13 protein-coding genes are annotated in these 15,589 nt (G+C 72.7%); 3 read left to right on the forward strand and 10 right to left on the reverse strand.

The annotated features are described in order from the left end of the window. Nucleotides 1-49 precede the first annotated feature (49 nt). Nucleotides 50-1,354, reverse strand: a complete 1,305-nt coding sequence (locus ACQVFL_RS21065; RefSeq protein WP_431727437.1) for an aspartate aminotransferase family protein — start codon at nucleotides 1,352-1,354, stop codon at nucleotides 50-52. 167 nt (nucleotides 1,355-1,521) lie between these two features. Here ACQVFL_RS21065 and ACQVFL_RS21070 point away from each other — a divergent pair, with 167 nt between their 5' ends. Continuing rightward, complete coding sequence (locus ACQVFL_RS21070) at nucleotides 1,522-2,592, forward strand: hypothetical protein (protein WP_431727438.1); 1,071 nt, start codon at nucleotides 1,522-1,524, stop codon at nucleotides 2,590-2,592. A gap of 9 nt (nucleotides 2,593-2,601) precedes the next feature. Here ACQVFL_RS21070 and murD read toward each other — a convergent pair whose 3' ends face one another. Beyond that, on the reverse strand, nucleotides 2,602-3,951 hold the full coding sequence (gene murD / locus ACQVFL_RS21075; RefSeq protein ID WP_431727439.1) for a UDP-N-acetylmuramoyl-L-alanine--D-glutamate ligase: 1,350 nt from the start codon (nucleotides 3,949-3,951) through the stop codon (nucleotides 2,602-2,604). 89 nt (nucleotides 3,952-4,040) lie between these two features. Between murD and ACQVFL_RS21080 the strand changes: the two genes are divergently transcribed. Further along, nucleotides 4,041-5,396 (forward strand): hypothetical protein, encoded by a 1,356-nt coding sequence (locus ACQVFL_RS21080; protein ID WP_396698663.1) that lies wholly within the window; start codon nucleotides 4,041-4,043, stop codon nucleotides 5,394-5,396. A 286-nt stretch (nucleotides 5,397-5,682) separates the two neighbouring features. On the opposite strand, the gene ACQVFL_RS21085 is transcribed toward ACQVFL_RS21080, so the two are convergent. Then, nucleotides 5,683-7,479: a PucR family transcriptional regulator gene (locus tag ACQVFL_RS21085; protein ID WP_431727440.1), complete on the reverse strand. Its 1,797-nt coding sequence runs from the start codon at nucleotides 7,477-7,479 to the stop codon at nucleotides 5,683-5,685. Nucleotides 7,480-7,510: 31 nt separating this feature from the next. After that, the gene (locus tag ACQVFL_RS21090) at nucleotides 7,511-8,317 is read right to left on the reverse strand and encodes a TrmH family RNA methyltransferase (protein ID WP_431727441.1); all 807 of its coding nucleotides are present in this window, start codon (nucleotides 8,315-8,317) and stop codon (nucleotides 7,511-7,513) included. Between the two features lie 532 nt (nucleotides 8,318-8,849). Here ACQVFL_RS21090 and ACQVFL_RS21095 point away from each other — a divergent pair. Further along, nucleotides 8,850-9,302 carry a hypothetical protein gene (locus ACQVFL_RS21095; RefSeq protein WP_431727442.1) on the forward strand — a complete coding sequence of 151 codons (453 nt, stop codon included), beginning with the start codon at nucleotides 8,850-8,852 and terminating at the stop codon, nucleotides 9,300-9,302. Here the strand turns inward: ACQVFL_RS21095 and ACQVFL_RS21100 are convergent. Genes ACQVFL_RS21100 through ACQVFL_RS21125 form a run of 6 tightly spaced genes read right to left on the reverse strand, consistent with a single transcriptional unit; the run spans nucleotide 9,299 to nucleotide 15,567 of the window. Then, on the reverse strand, nucleotides 9,299-10,381 hold the full coding sequence (locus ACQVFL_RS21100; RefSeq protein ID WP_431727443.1) for a DNA glycosylase AlkZ-like family protein: 1,083 nt from the start codon (nucleotides 10,379-10,381) through the stop codon (nucleotides 9,299-9,301). The two genes, ACQVFL_RS21095 and ACQVFL_RS21100, sit on opposite strands and share 4 nt — an antisense overlap. A 9-nt stretch (nucleotides 10,382-10,390) precedes the next feature. After that, nucleotides 10,391-11,224, reverse strand: a complete 834-nt coding sequence (locus ACQVFL_RS21105; RefSeq protein ID WP_431727444.1) for an SMP-30/gluconolactonase/LRE family protein — start codon at nucleotides 11,222-11,224, stop codon at nucleotides 10,391-10,393. Continuing rightward, nucleotides 11,224-12,027 (reverse strand): SDR family NAD(P)-dependent oxidoreductase, encoded by an 804-nt coding sequence (locus ACQVFL_RS21110; RefSeq protein WP_431727445.1) that lies wholly within the window; start codon nucleotides 12,025-12,027, stop codon nucleotides 11,224-11,226. Before ACQVFL_RS21110 ends, ACQVFL_RS21105 begins: the two co-directional genes overlap by 1 nt. Then, on the reverse strand, nucleotides 12,024-13,025 hold the full coding sequence (locus tag ACQVFL_RS21115) for an ABC transporter ATP-binding protein (protein WP_396698643.1): 1,002 nt from the start codon (nucleotides 13,023-13,025) through the stop codon (nucleotides 12,024-12,026). Before ACQVFL_RS21115 ends, ACQVFL_RS21110 begins: the two co-directional genes overlap by 4 nt. Further along, nucleotides 13,018-14,010, reverse strand: a complete 993-nt coding sequence (locus ACQVFL_RS21120; RefSeq protein ID WP_396698641.1) for an ABC transporter ATP-binding protein — start codon at nucleotides 14,008-14,010, stop codon at nucleotides 13,018-13,020. Before ACQVFL_RS21120 ends, ACQVFL_RS21115 begins: the two co-directional genes overlap by 8 nt. A gap of 39 nt (nucleotides 14,011-14,049) precedes the next feature. Beyond that, on the reverse strand, nucleotides 14,050-15,567 hold the full coding sequence (locus ACQVFL_RS21125) for an ABC transporter substrate-binding protein (protein WP_396698639.1): 1,518 nt from the start codon (nucleotides 15,565-15,567) through the stop codon (nucleotides 14,050-14,052). Nucleotides 15,568-15,589 lie beyond the last annotated feature (22 nt).

Consider the following 15,589-nt stretch of genomic DNA (forward strand, 5'->3'; position numbering starts at 1 on the left):
CCTTCCGTTCGCGACTGCGGGGCTCGCAGAACCGGCTCACTCCTCGCGCTCACCGGTCAACCTCCTCGCTGACGGCGGCCCGGATCGCCTCGACCAGGATGGCCAGCCCCTCGCGGGCCTCCTCCTCGGTGAGCGTCAGCGGCGGTCCCATCCGCAGCACGTTGCCGTAGAGCCCGCCCTTGCCGACGAGCAGCCCACCCTGCCGGCACGCCTCGAACACCCGCCCGGTCAGCGCCGGGTCCGGCTCGCCGCTGCCCGGACGGACGAACTCCACGGCCAGCATCAGGCCCTTGCCGCGTACCTCGGCGACCTGGTCGAGACCGGCCACCGCCGCGCGCAGGCCGTCGCCGAGGACCGCACCGACCCGGGCGGCGTTGGCCTGTAGGTCGTGGTCGAGCAGGTAGTCCAGGACGGCGTTGCCGGCGGCGGTGCTGAGCGGGTTGCCGCCGTAGGTGGAGAAGCTGATCGCCGGCACCGACTCCAGCACCTCCGCCCGGCCGACCACCCCGGCCAGGGCGAACCCGTTTCCGACGCCCTTGGCGAAGGTGAGCAGGTCGGGCGTGACGCCGTGGGCCTGGTAGCCCCAGAAGTGCTCGCCGGTGCGCCCCCAGCCGGTCTGCACCTCGTCGGAGATCAGCAGGATGCCGTGCTCGTCGAGGACCTTCTTCCACCCGGCGAACAGGCCGTCCGGCCCGTGCACGAACCCGCCGACACCCTGGATCGGCTCGGCGATCAGGCAGGCCACGTCGCCGGAGGTCTGGGTGGCGAGCACCTCGCGCAGATCCTCCACCGCCGCGTCGACCCGGTCGCCCTCCGGCAGCCGGGCGAGCAGGCCGCGCAGCCGCTCACCGGAGTGCAGCCAGGCCACCTGGAGCGGATTGAGCGCGCTGGCCGACCAGCCCCGGTTGCCGGTGGCGCCCATCGTCGCGTAGGTGCGGCCGTGATAGCTGTTGCGGACCGCGAGGATCTGGTGCGAGCGGCGGTAGTTGGTCGCCATCAGCAGCGCCGCCTCGTTGGCCTCGCTGCCGGAGTTGGTGAAGAAGACCCGGGCGTCCGGGATCCCGGATAGCCGGGCGATCTTCTCGGCCAACTCCACCTGCTGCCGGATCAGATAGAGCGTCGAGGTGTGCACGATCCCGGTGGACAGTTGCCGCTGCACCGCCTCGCGGATCTCGGCGATGTCGTAGCCGATCATGTTGGTCAGCACTCCGCCGAAGAAGTCCAGGTAGGTGCGCCCCTGGGCGTCGGTGACCCGGCGGCCCTCGCCGGAGACCAGTTCGATCGGCTCGGCGTAGTTGAGCGGCATCCAGGACGGCAGCACGGCCCGGTGCCGGGCCAGCAGATCGTCGGTCATCGTCGCACCCTTCGGTTCGCGGTAACCGCGACGGTGTCACCACCGTCGTTGCCCGGACAAGAGCCAACGTGTCGCCCGCTGGTCGACAGCCGTTGACAGAACGTCAACGGCCGCCCACCGGCCCGCTCGACCGTCACGCCGGGCCACCGGCCGGTACGATCCGATCCGTGCCCGAGCGTCCTCTCCCACCGCCCGTGGCCGCCCCACCCCCCGTCGCCGGGCCGGCCGGAGCACCGCCGCCCACCGGCTCCCCCGATCTGGTCCCGCTGCCGGGCGGCGGTCCCACCGACCCGGCCGCCGCGATCATCGACGGCATCAACCGCTGGATCGACAGCCCGCCGATACGGGACCTGGTGGCCTGCTTCGGCGGCCGATGGCCCGGCGGCGACCTCGGTGCCACGCTGGCCGCGCTCGACGGGTTCTCCGCCACGCACTGGGACTTCCGTGCGGGCCGGGAACGACCCGAGGCCCGGGAACCCGACCTCGACGCAGGCCGCCGCGCCCGGGTCCTCGCCGCCGCCGACGCGCTCGGGCTGGTCCGGCCCCGCCCACCGGCCCACACCCGGTACGCACACCTGGTGGTGCTGGGCGGCCTGGCCCACGCCTGCCTGCGCCGGGTCGCCTACGCCGCCCACCTGCTGCGCGACCGGGTCGACGTGACCGGCGAGGTGGCGGTGCTGGGCAGCTTCCGGCCACTGTCCGAGACGGAACGCGGCACGCTCGCCGACGCCGACGTGAGCGGCGGCGACACCGAGGTCGACGTGCTCGACTCGGCGGTCCGGCGCACCTTCGGACTCCGCGAACCGGACTCCACCGACGGCGTGGACGCCGGGCATCCGCACCACTCCTGGTCGTCGCGGACCTACCGGCCGACCGGGCTACCGCCGGTGCGGGTGCTGGCCGCCCCGTCGAGCGAGCCGCAGCGGCGACGCGCACACACCGCCGACACCCAGCGGTTCTGGGCCGAGCACGCCCGGCTCTCCCCCGGCGAACCGGTCCTGCTGGTCACCGCACCGATCTACGTACCGTTCCAGCACTGCGACGCGTTGCGCACCCTGGCGGTGCCGTACGGCTGCGAGATCGACACCGTCGGCGTGGACCCCGCCCGACCCGACCTGGACGACCTGCCGGAGCCCACCCTCACCCCCGGCCGGTATCTCCAGGAGATCCGCTCGGCCATCCGCTCCATGCGTACGCTGCACACCACCCTGGCGCAGCGACCGTCCACGAGTGCCTGACGGGCTCGGTCAGGCCGGGGCGGTGGCGCGGACCGCTTCGGCGAAGACCTCGGAGCGGTGCTCGAAGTTGCGGAACCGGCCGTAGCTGGGCGCGGCCGGGGAGAGCAGGACCACGCCACCGGCCGGCGTGACCTGCCGGGCCAACTGGACCGCGTCGGCGAGCTCCTCGACCAGCTCGGTACGCACCTTGGGCAGCCCGTCCAACGCCTCGACGATCCGCGGCCCGCTGTCCGGGATGCCGATCACGGTCAGCTCCCGCTCGGCCAGGTGCTCGCGCAGCGGGGTGTAGTCCACGCCCCGGTCGGTACCGCCGACGATCACGGTCAACGGCCGCCCGTCGTACGCGTCGATGGCGTGCATGGCCGCGTACGGGCTGGTCGCCAGCGTGTCGTCGACGAAGGTCAGACCGGACGGGTCGACGATCTCGGTCAACCGGTGGGCCAGCCCCTGGAAGCCGGCGACCGCCACGGCCAGGGTGTCCTTGCGCTCGACCAGATCCACGCCGAGGGCGTCGAGCACGGCCAGCGCCACGCAGAGATTGCCCTCGTTGTGCCGACCGACCAACGGCAGCACCGCCCGGGGGAACAACGGCTGGTCGACCCGGTGGAACCAGGGCGTACCGTCCGGGCCGGCGGCCACGTTCACCGACTCCGCGCTGCCGGCGCGTACCGCCGCGCGGTCGCCCAACTCGACAAGCAGCCGGGGGTCGCCACCGTTGACGACCACGGTGTTCGGCCCGTACGCCAGCAGGTTGAGCTTGTCCCGGTAGTACTCCCGCTCGCCACCGTGCGCGTCGAGGTGCTCCGGGAACAGCGCGGTGACCACCGCGACCCGGGGCGAGTCGGTCAGGTCGCTGCACTGGTAGCTGGACAGCTCCAGCACGTACAGCTCGGCTTCCGGCAGGTCCAGCGTCGGTACGCCGATGTTGCCGCCGAAGACGTTCGGCCGGTCCACCGCGGTCAGCAGGTGGTGAATCAGGCTGGACGTGGTGCTCTTGCCCTTGCTGCCGGTCACCCCGACGGTGCGCGAACCGTGGTCGGCCATCCACAGCGAGGTGCCCTGGGTGACGGTGGCGCCCCGGCGGCGCAGCTCCACCAGCCACGGGTGGGTCTGCGGCACGCCCGGCGACCGGACCACCACGTCGGCAGCGGCCAACCGGACGAAGCCCTCCTCGCCGGTGACCAGCGGGGCCGCCTCCGCCAGCGGCCCCTCCCAGGGCAGCGAGAGGAAATTGGCGCTGTCGTCGACGGCGACCAGATCGGCCGGGCCGTGGGCGGCGATCGCGATCACCGCGGCCCGGCCCTCCCGACCCGCCCCCCAGACGGCGACGGTACGTCCGCGCAGGTCAGACAGGCGCACAGCTTCTCCTCGGGTGCGACGACAACGGGGCACGTGCGGGGTCCGGCGGAGCCGGGCACGGCCGGACGAACCAGGGCCTAGTATGGCGTGTGCCCAATACGCAACTGGCGCGGATGGACGCGTTCACCTTCCCGTCCTACTCGATCGATCTCTCGACCGGGGAGGCGTTGTTCGACTACGCCCTGACCGGGCCCGACGGCGAGCAGCGTTTCACCGAGGTGATCACGCTTCCGGTGCCGGACGAGTCGCCGTCGGACGCCGCCGTGGCGGCGCTCGGCCGGGTGCTGGAGCTGCTGCACGTGGTGGCCGGCGTCAGCTACTACAAGGCCGCCGCGCCGGGGCAGTTGGTGCTGCCGGCGCCGCTGGGCCCGGCCGCCGCCGAGTTCGTCACCGCCGTCTACACCAAGGGCCTGGCCGAGTACGCGTACCGCAACCAGTTGCCGTACGTGCTCGACCTGTCCCCGGTGATCCCGCAGGGTCGGGTCGCCGCCGTCGCCGAACACGACAACTCGGACCGGCGACCACTCAGCGCGGTCGGCGGCGGCAAGGACTCGATCGTCAGCCTGGAGGCGATGCGTCGCGCCGGCCTGGACCCGGTCCCCTTCTCGGTCAACCCCAACCACGTGATCACGGCGGTGAACGCCGCCTCCGGGCTCACCCCGTTGGCCGCCCGGCGACGCCTCGACCCGGTGCTGTTCGAGCTGAACGCGGCCGGTGCCCGCAACGGGCACATCCCGGTCACCGCGATCAACTCGCTGATCGCGGTCGCCACCGCCGTGCTGCACGGGCTGGGTCCGGTGGTCATGTCCAACGAGCGGTCCGCCTCCGACCCGAACCTGATCTGGAACGGCCACGAGGTCAACCACCAGTGGTCCAAGGGCGTCGAGGCCGAGGGGCTGCTCCGGGCGGCGCTGGCCGAGCACGCCGGGCTCACCGAACCGTACTTCTCCCTGCTGCGCCCGCTGTCGGAGCTGCACATCGCCCGACTGTTCGCCGGCATCGACCGGTACGACGACGTGGTGACCAGTTGCAACGCGGCGTTCAAGCTACGCGACGCCAGCGAGCGCTGGTGCCGCGACTGCCCGAAGTGCCGGTTCGTCTTCCTGGCCCTGGCCCCGTTCATGTCCCGCGAGCGGATCACCCGCATCTTCGGCGGTGACCTGCTCGCCGACGAGTCGCAGATCCCCGGCTACCGGGAACTGCTCGGCGTGGACGGGCACAAGCCGTTCGAGTGCGTCGGCGAGGTGGAGGAGTCGGTGGTGGCGTTGAGCCTGCTCGCCCAGCAGCCGGACTGGCGCGACGCCCCGGTCGTCCGCACCCTGGTCGCCGCCGTGCCGGACAGCGCGTGGGCCACGGCCGCCACCTCCGACGTCTTCACTCCCGGCGGCGGCCCCAGCTACGTCCCGCCCGCCTACACCAAGGCCCTGCACTCGCTGAGCGAGTGACGGGCGTCAGGCGAGCCGGTGCCGGATCGCGTAGGCCGCCGCCTCGGTGCGGTTCCGCGCACCGATCGTGCCGCACGCCCCGGCCGCGAGCGCCCCGACCCCACGCCTGGGCCTTGCCTGGGCCCGGCGATCATGGACTTGTGGTAGTCGATATCGCCACTAACGCGGCTTTTGTTCTCACCACGACTCCATGATCGACGCGGCGGGGGCGGTGCGCGGCGGAGGCCGGGCGCGGCGGGCGGGGGCGGCGGGCGGGGGCGGCGGGCGGGGGCGCGGCGGGCGTGGGTCAGGAGGTGCGGATGGCGTCGAGGGCCAGCAGGGCGACGTGGAGGGAGAGGCAGGCGTCGACGGAGTCGAGGTCGACGTCGAGGATGCGGCCGATGCGGGCCAGCCGCTCGTAGAACGCCGGTCGGGACAGGTGTGCCGCGACGGCCGCCGCCGACTTGTTGCGGCCCTGCTCCAGGTACGCCCGCAGGGTGCCGAGCAGATGCTCACGCGGGTGCCGGGCGTCGTACGCCAACAATGCCCCGAGCTCACGCTCGACGAAGGTCTGCAGGCGCGGCTCGTCGCGCAGCAGGTGCAGCAGCCCGGCGAGCCCGACGTGCGGCAGCCGGAAGATCGGCAGGTCCCGGCGGTCGTTGCGGGCGGCCTCGGCGACCTGCCGGGCCTCGATCAGCGACCGGCCGGCCTCCCGCAGGCTGCTCACCCCGGAGCCGGCCGCGATGATGAGCCCACCGGCGCCCCGGCCCGGCTCGGCGCTCTTGCCACCGCCCACCGCCCGAGCCGGCTCGGTTCCCTTCCCGGCTCCGGCAGCCCGGGTCGTAGCCGAGTCGGAAGATCTCGACTCGGGCCGGTTCCGGCGCAGCGCGGCGGCGAACGAGGCCAGCGCCCGCTCCTCCGCCGCCGGGTCGGGCAGGGCCAGCAACGCTCCCACCGCCTGGTCGTCCACGGCACTGGTCAGGCCGGTCAGGTTCGCCTCCCGCACCGCCTGGCCCACCGCCTCGGCCAGGTCCCGCAGCCGGGCCGGACCGGGATCGTCCCCGTCACCGGTCCCGGTCGAGGCGCTCTCCGGGTCGTCGGCCCGGTGCCGGACCACCACCCCGACCAGGTGTCGGCGTTCCAACACCAGCCCGAGCCCGCGTGCCCGCAGGGCCACCTCGTCCACCGGACGGGAGCGGTCCAGCAACGCGGTGAGCAGGGTGCGGTGGATCTGTCGTTCCAGTCCCTCGGCGTCGCGCCGGATCAGTCGCCCCAGTGCCAGCGTCGACGCGGCCCGCTCGACCAGGATGGTCAACCGGTTCGGCGGCGAGACCGGACCGGTGACCGCATCCCGCGCCGAGTTCCACTCGCCCCCGCCCGGCCAGCGCAGCAACAGCCGTCCCCAGTCCTCCCCCCGGGCCCCGACCATGGTCACCAGCCAGCCGCTGTCAGGGTCGTAGACCGTACGGCCGACCGGCTGGATCCGTCGCGAATGCTGCTCCCACCGGTCGAGCAGCAACTCGGCGTTCTCCCGCGCCGGGTCGTACGCGAGCACCTGCCGGGAGAGGTTCTCCAACACCACCGGACAGCCGGACAACTCGGCGGCCTGCCGGACGACCTCGCCCGGATCGGCGCCCTCCACCGACAGCTCGGTGAACCGCTGGTGGATCTCCTCCGCTGCCCGCAACTCGGTGAGCTGCGCGTCCACGATCAGTGCGTGGACCGCCTCGGTGACCCGGACGAACGGGGTGGCCCGGCGCAACTCCACCAGCGGCAACCCGTGCCGTTCGGCGGCGGCGGCCATCACCCGGGGCACCCCGGTGTGGTAGCGACGGCCCAGCTCGACCACCAGCCCGGAGACGCCGACCCCGGCGAGATCCCCGATGAAGGCGCGCAGCCCGGCATCCTCGCCGGGCAGCCCGATGCCGGTGGTCAGCACCAGTTCACCGCCGCGCAGCAGGGTGGCGATGTCCGGTACCTCGGCCACGTGCACCCAGCGCACCGGCCGGTCCAGTCCCGCCTCCCCGGCGACCAGGCGTGGCGCGCCGTGGCGGACCGGGTCCAACGCGAGGACCTCACGGACGGTAGGGAACACGGGCGACACGGTACCCGCAGGTCGGCCCGAACCTCGACGGTCAGGCGTCGTCGCGGCCCAACTCCCAGCAGGCCACGGCGGTGGCGGCGGCCACGTTGAGCGAGTCCACGCCGCGCCGCATCGGGATCACCACGCGTACGTCGCTGGCGGTCATCGCCGCCGCCGTCAACCCGGCCCCCTCGGCACCGAGCAGCAGCGCCGCGCGGGCCCGCTGCTCCGGCGTCAGCCGCTGGATGGGCACCGCGTCCGGGGCCGGGGTCATCGCCAGCACGGTGAACCCGGCGGCCCGGACCTGGTCCAGCGCCGCCGGCCAGGGCTCCAGCTTCGCGTACGGCACGGCGAAGACCTCCCCCATGCTGACCCGTACGCTACGCCGGTAGAGCGGGTCGGCGCAGGACGGCGAGAGCAGCACCGCGTCCACCCCGAGCGCGGCGACCGCCCGGAAGATCGCGCCCAGGTTGGTGTGGTTGTTGACGTCCTCCAGGATCACCACCCGGCGGGCGGTGGCGAGCACCTCGGCGGCGCTCGGCAACGGTGTGCGCCGGAACGACGCGAGGACCCCCCGGTGCACGTGGAATCCGGTGGCCTCGCGCAGCACGTCCTGGCTGGCGGCGTAGACCGGGGCGTCGCCGGTGTCCAGGTCGCCGAGTTGGTCGACCCGCTTGGCGTCGATCAGGTAGGACCGCGCCGGGTACCCGGCCCGCAGCGCCCGGCGCAGCACCAGCTCCCCCTCGGCGATGAACAGGCCGTGTGGTGGCTCCCAGCGGGTCCGCAACTCGACGTCGGTCAGCGCACGGTAGTCGCCGATCCGCTCGTCGTCGGGGTCGGTGATCAGGTGGACGGGCACCCGCCGATTCTGCCGGACCGACTTCGACGGGTGCCGTAGTGGTCCGACCCGATCCGCTCGGTGTCCCCTCGGTTTCCCAAGATCGAGGGCCGAGATGGCGGTGATCGCCAGCTTCGCACCGCGCCCGAGCCGTCGCCGGCTTCCGACGCAGGAGGGGCACTCGTAGCCCCGAGTCGACCCCGCCCGGTCCGGCCTGCGACAGAGGGTGGAAGTGGTGATCGACGATGTCCATCATGGACTCATGCGGTGGTTCGGGCACAGGGAATCGGGCGTATCGCGATCAGAGAGCGGTCTCTACGAACTCGTGGGTCGACGTTCCGACCTCCCGCTCAGCAACGCGATCGTGCACTTCCGCGACTTGGACTCGGCACTTGAGGGTCGCCCGCGGGTCCTGAATCCATCGGCGGTCCGGGCGTCTGTCCGTCACCAGCGACCGCTATTTGCACGACGGTCGCCCGTGTCGTACCGGCCCGCCATGATGTGGCCGGGGTGACCGCTGCGGCTCACCCGTGGACGCGAGAGGACCCGCTGGATGGACGCCGGACCACCGACCCGCCTGGCCATCGACCATGACGACTACCACGCCGAGCACGTGGGACGCACCGGCGACGGTCGGCAGTTCTTCCTCACCACCCCGTTCGAGCCCGGCACCCACGGCAACGACGACGGCCAGGAGTTCGTCGCCCTCTACCTCTTCGATGCCGACGGACGGTTCCTGGAGGCGAGGATCGACGCCTTCGGCCCGAGGGCGCTGATGGACCGCGAGGCGCGGCGGGCGGCGTACGAGGCCCGGTTGGCCGAGTTGGGCAGCGTCACCTTCGACCGCATCGAGGTCGAACCCTTCTCGGTCGACCGGTACGGCACCATCTTCGGCCTGATCCCCCGCGCGCCGGAGGAGGACGACGACACCTGGTGGGTCACCGTCGAGCCGGGCGACTACATGGCGTTCAGCCCGCCGTGGGATCTCGGCGAGTACGACACCTAGTCGTCGACGGTGAGTCCGAGCCAACCGGCGAGGTTCTGGATCTCGGCGTGGACGTCGGCGGTCATCGCGGCGGTGAAGGGGACATCCTCGTGAACGGCGTTGACCACGAGTCGGCCGCTCCTGCGGTCGGCGGTCGCGTCCAGTTTGCCGACGAGCCGGTCGTGATGCAGGACGGGCAGGGCGAAGTAGCCCCACCGGCGTTTCTCCCGGGGCTTGTACATCTCCAGGATGTACTCGAAGTCGAAGAGCTGCTCGGTGCGTACCCGGTCGTGGATCAGCCGGTCGAACGGGGAGAGCAACGCCGTACGCCCCTCGAAGGGCAGCCCGACGTACGCCGGGTGCACCCGCCAGACGCCCGGTACGCCCTCGACGACGGCCTCCTCTCCCGCGTCACCGACGTACGGCGACTCACCCGGCATCTGCGTACCGGTGGACCGGGCGATGCCGAGGGCCGCGAGTCGGCGCTCGTTGCGGAGCCGGACTGCGTGATCGTGATCGAGTTCGGGCAGCTCGACGGCGTGGACGCGGGCGGGGAGGTCCCAGTAGCGCTGCCGCCCCTTACGGCCGGAGATCGCGATGTGGCCGTGCAGCGCCAGGGATTCGAGCATCTTCGTCACGTTGCGGTTGTTGGTCCACCCCGACGACGGCCACGGCACGACGCTGGTGTCGGGGATGTCCCGGGAGAGCAGCGGCCCCGACTCCGCCAGCAGTGCCAGGATGTCGCGGCGGAACGACTCGTTGCCGTGCAGCCACTCCCGGATGGTCGGGTGCATCTCGGCACCGCGTGTCTCGGCGATCACGGCGGGCAGGTCGCGGGGCGAGCGGATGTAGGCGACCGTCTCCACCAGCCTCCGATCGGTCTCGACGGCCCGGACCAGGTCGGCGGGGTCGTAGGTCGGGCCGATCCGGCTCCACAGCACCAGGTCGGCACTCGGCGCGATGGCCGCCGTCGGGTCGATCTGGAGGAACGTCAGGCGCTCGACGACCGCCACCAGATCGGTCGGGCGCGGTGCCGCGAGCAGTTGCGCGTGCACCGCGATCCGCCGTGCCTCACCTCTGCTCAACCGGTGCACGACCACCTGCCGACCCTACTCGCCCGACGCCCCGCCCCGCGCGAGGTCGACGGCGGTGACGGTGTCGCCGAACAGCGAGGGCACCAGCAGCCGGGTGCCGTGCAGCGCCGCGTGGGACGGCATCCGCAGCAGGTCGGGTGCCTCGATCACGGTGTCGACCCGGCCGCCGGGAGTGATCCGGACGACCCGGGAGCCCCGGGTGACCGCCAGGTAGCAGGTGCCGTCGGGGGCGACGGTGAGCCCGTCCGGTCCGTCGGCCAGCGCGCCACCGGTGGCGACCGTGCGACGGCCGGAGAGCCGACCGGGACCGACCACGTCGAAGGCCAGCAGGGTGTTGTCCCGGGTCAGCGAGACGTACAGGGTGCTGCCGTCCGGGCTGATCCCGATGCCGTTGGGATAGACCAGGTCGGTGGCGGCCACCCGGCACGTCCCGGTCTGTCCAGGTGCCGCGTAGCAGACCGAGCCGGTCGGTTCGCCGGCCGTGGCGGTGCCGGAGTCGGTGAACCAGACGCCTCCGGCGGCGTCGACGACGCAGCCGTTCGGGCGGAGCAGCCGCCGGTCGTCGGCGGTGCCGAGGCGGGCGGTGACCACGCCGTCGGAGGAGATCCGGACCAGTTCCGCCCGGGCCACGTCGCACCCGACGAGACCGTCTCCGGCGCGGGCGAGCCCGAGAATCCGTCCGCCCGTGTCGGTGAACCACTGCGCGGAGCCGTCGTCGGGGTCGATCCGGACGATCGGGCCGCGCCCCTGCGGGCTGCCCAGGGCGAGTCCGGCGTAGAGGTGCCCGTCCGCGCCGACGCAGACCGTCTCCGGGTGCGGCAGCATCCGGGCCAGCGTGGCGATCCGCATCAGTCGTCCCCGGCGTCGAGGGTGGCGGCGACGCCGGGTTCCTCCACCGGGCTGTACGCCTGGGCGCCCAGACCGCCGTCGACCGGCAGCACCACCCCGGTGATGTAGCCGGACTCCGGTCCGGCGAGGAAACCCACCGCGGCGGCGATCTCCGCGAGGGTGCCCGGGCGGCCGAGGGGGACGAGGCCGGTACGCCGGGCGACCTCCTCCGGTCCGGCGTCGTCCCAACCCGGGGTACGCACCATCGCGGGGGCCACCGCGTTGACCCGGATGCCGCGTCCGGCCAGGTCCAGCGCCAGGGCGCGGGTCATCGCCTCAAGGCCGCCCTTGCTGGCCACGTACGCCGCGTTGCCCCGGAAAGCCCGGGAGCCGCCGATCGAGGAGAGTTGCACGACGGCGGGCGCGTCCCCGACGGCGAGCAGCGGCAGCGTGGCCTGGACCAGGGCGAGCGGGGCGACGAGGTTCACCTCCAACACGCCGCGCAGGTGTGCGGCCGTCTCCCGGCCCACCGGTGCCCGGGGCGGACCGACGGCGGCGTTGTTGACCAGGACGTCGAGTCCACCCCAGTCGGCGCGGAGCCGGTCGACGGCGGCCTCGACGGCCGCCGCGTCGGTCACGTCGGCGGCCAGCCAGGTCAACCTGGTCGGGGACTCGGCCACCGGTGCTCCGGGCTCCGCAGCGACCGCCGGCTCCGGCTGCCGCCGGTCCAGCGCGGCGACCCGCCACCCCCGGGCCAGGAAGGCGGCGACCAGGGCGGTGCCGATCGCTCCGGCCGCGCCGGTGACCAGGACCCGTCGGCTCACCGGGAGACCGCCGGTGCGGACACGACCGGACAGGCCCACCGGTGTCGCTCCCCGACCAGCGGCGGCCGGTGCTCGGCACACTCCGGGCGGGCCAACCAGCAGCGGGTACGGAACGGGCAGCCCGACGGCGGGTCCGCCGGGGAGGGCAGGTCACCGGCGAGCACGATCGGCTCCGGACCCTGCTGCCGCCACGGGAACGGGTCGGGCGCCGCGGAGAGCAGCGCCTGGGTGTACGGGTGGGTCGGCGACTCGAAGACCTCCCGGGCCGGGCCCTGCTCGACGACGGTGCCGAGGTACATCACCGCGACCTGATCGCTGACGTGGCGCACCACGTGCAGGTCGTGCGAGATGAACAGGTAGGACAGACCCATCTCGGCGCGCAGGTCGGCGAGGAGGTTGAGGATCTGCGCCTGGATCGACACGTCCAGCGCGGAGACCGGCTCGTCACAGATGATCAGGGCGGGTCGCATCGACAGCGCGCGGGCGATGCCGATGCGTTGCCGTTGGCCGCCGGAGAACTGGTGCGGGTACCGGTCGGCGTGGGCGGCGGTCAGCCCCACCTGTTCCAGCAACCGGACCACCTCGTCGGCCTGCTCGCGGCGCGGCACCAGGTCACGGTGGATCAACCAGCCCTCGCGGAGGATCTCCCGGACGGTGAGCCGTGGGTTCAGCGAGGCGTACGGGTCCTGGAAGACGTACTGCACCCGGCGGGTGAGTTGGCGACGTTCGGCCGCGCTGAGGCGGGTCAGGTCACGGCCGTCGAAGCGGATGGTGCCCCCGGTGGCGCGTTCCAGACCGATCAGGGCGCGGGCCGTGGAGGTCTTGCCGCAGCCCGACTCGCCGACCAGTGCCAGGGTCTCGCCGGCCCCGATCCGGAAGGAGACACCGTCGACGGCGCGGACGTGACCGACCGTGCGACGCAGCACGCTGGACCGGATCGGGTAGTGCACCCGCAGGTCCTCGACCTCCAACAGGGCCGGCTCGGTGGGGTCAGGCATCGTCGCGTACCTCCTCGGAGCGATGGCAGGCCGCGGCGCGTCCCGGGCCGTCGGCGGTGGGCAGCAGTTCCAGCGTGGGCCGCTGCTGCGTGCACAGGTCGACCCGCCACGCGCACCGGGGGTGGAACGGGCAGCCGGGTGGCAGGGCCTCCGGCGACGGCGGCGCACCCGGGATCGGAGTGAGCCGTTCGGTGGGCGCGGTGAGCGTCGGCACCGACTGGAGCAGGCTGCGGGTGTACGGGTGGGCCGGGTTCTCGTACACCTGGCGCAGTGGGCCGGTCTCGACGATGCGCCCGGCGTACATGACCGCGATGCGGCTGGCGTGCGCGGCCACCACGCCGAGGTCATGGCTGATCAGGATGAGCGCCATCCGGTAGTCGCGTTGCAGGTCGGCGAGCAGTTGCAGGATCTGCGCCTGGACGGTGACGTCGAGCGCGGTGGTCGGCTCGTCGGCGATGATCAGGCGCGGGCGCAGGGCGATCGCGATGGCGATCATGATGCGTTGCCGCATCCCGCCGGAGAGCTGGTGCGGGTAGTCGTCGATCCGGCGCGCCGGGTCGGGGATGCCGACCCGGCGCATCAGATCGAGCGCCTCGGCGCGGGCCTTGGCCTTGGACAGGCCCCGGTGCACCCGCAGCGTCTCGCCGATCTGCCGACCAATCGGGTGCACCGGGTTGAGCGAGGAGAGCGGATCCTGGAAGACCATGCTGATCTCGCCACCGCGGACGGCGCGCATCCGCCGTGCCGAGGCCGTGGTCAGCTCCGTACCGTCGAAGGTGATCCGGCCTGCGGCGATCCGGCCGGCGGGCCGGGGCAGCAGGCCGAGGATGGCCTGCGCGGTGACGCTCTTGCCGCTGCCGGACTCGCCCAGCAGGGCGAGGGTCTCCCCTTCGGCGACGTCCAGGCTGACCCCGTCCAGAGCCCGCACCGGTCCCACCCGGGAGTCGAACTCGACGACGACGTCGTGCAGGGACAGCAGGGACATCAGGTCCTCCTCGTCGGCCGGTGCACCCGGCCGGTGCGGTCAGTTCAGCGAGACACCACGGAAGTCGGGCACGTTGGTCGGCGGCGGACCGAAGCCGCTGACCCGGTCGCGCCAGGCGGCCGAGGCGGTCAGCTCGAACGGCCAGGCACCGGGCGCGTCGGCCCAGAGGATCTCCTGGGCCCGCTGGAGCTTGCGTTGCCGTTCCTGCGGGTCGAGTTCCTGGGAGGCGTCGGCGATGACCCGGTCGTACTCCTCGTTGCAGTAGCCGAGTCGCTTGGCGGCGCAGGTGTAGAGCCGACCGAGCACGAACTCCGCGTCCTGGGTGACCACGACGCCGTCCTGGATGTTCATGTCCCACTCCAGGGCCAGCAGGTCGTCGAGCCACTGCCCGGCTTCCTTCTCCTGCATCTCCACCGTCACCCCGACCTCCTTCCAGGCGCTGAGGATCGACTGGACCAGCGGCCGGATGTTGGCGCAGCAGTTCGCGCTCCACTGGATGCTGGTGGTGAAGCCGTTCGGGTAGCCCGCCTCCGCCAGCAGTTGCCGGGCACGCTGCTGGTCGTAGGTGTAGCCGGGCAACTGCGCCGCGCCGAACACCGACTGCGGCACCGGCGCCTTGGCCAGTACGGCGCTCTCGCCGAACAGGTTCTCCTGGATGGAGGAGAAGTCGACCGCGTGCCACAGCGCCTGCCGGACCTTCGGGTCGTCCAACGGCTTGCGCGCGTTGTTCAACCAGATCACGTAGAACGTCGCGCTCGGCCCGCTCTCCACGGTCACCTGGTCGAACCCGCGTACCTGGTCGAGCTGGTCCGGCGGCAGGGAGTACGTCACGTCGATCTCACCGGTACGCAGCGCGGTGAGCCGGGCGGCGTCCTCGGAGATCTCCTGGAACTCCAACCGCTCGTACTTGGGCGCGCCGTCCCAGTACGACTCGTTGGCGACCATGTGGGCCCGCTCGCCGGAGCGGAAGTCCTCCAGCTTGAACGCGCCGGTGCCGACCGGACGGCTCTCGATCTCGCCCGACTCGATCTGGGCCTTGCTGCCGATGTACGCCATCGAGAGGTTGGTCAGCAGCGAGCCGGTGGCCCGGCTGGTGATGACCTCGACGGTCTGCTCGTCGGGAGCCTTGACCTCCTCGATGGTGGCGAACAGCGGGGCCAGGGCGGTGCTCGCCGCGAAGAGCCGGTCCAGCGACGCCTTGACGTCGGCGCTGGTCAGCGGCGACCCGTCGTGGAAGGTCACGCCCTGACGCAGGGTGAACCGGGTGGTGGTGTCGTCGACGTTCTCCCAGCTCTCGGCGAGCCGCCCGGTGATCTCGCCGCCCTCGGAGGCGACCAGCGGGTCGAACAGGTGCAGGGCCAGGGTCAGGGTGCTGCGGTCGGAGATGGCGGTGCCGTGCGGGTCGACCGAGAGCATCCGGATCGGCACCCCGACCCGCAGCGTCTGGTCCTGGTCGCCGTCACCGGAACCGCCGCCGCAGGCGGCGCCGACACCGACGAGGGTCATCGCGAGCAGGCCGGCCACCAGGGGCCGACGTGCTCTGCTTATCCATGTCATTGTCTCCTCCATCGTTCGCTCG

The sequence above is a fragment of the Verrucosispora sp. TAA-831 genome (assembly GCF_050780145.1).
GTDB lineage: Bacteria > Actinomycetota > Actinomycetes > Mycobacteriales > Micromonosporaceae > Micromonospora.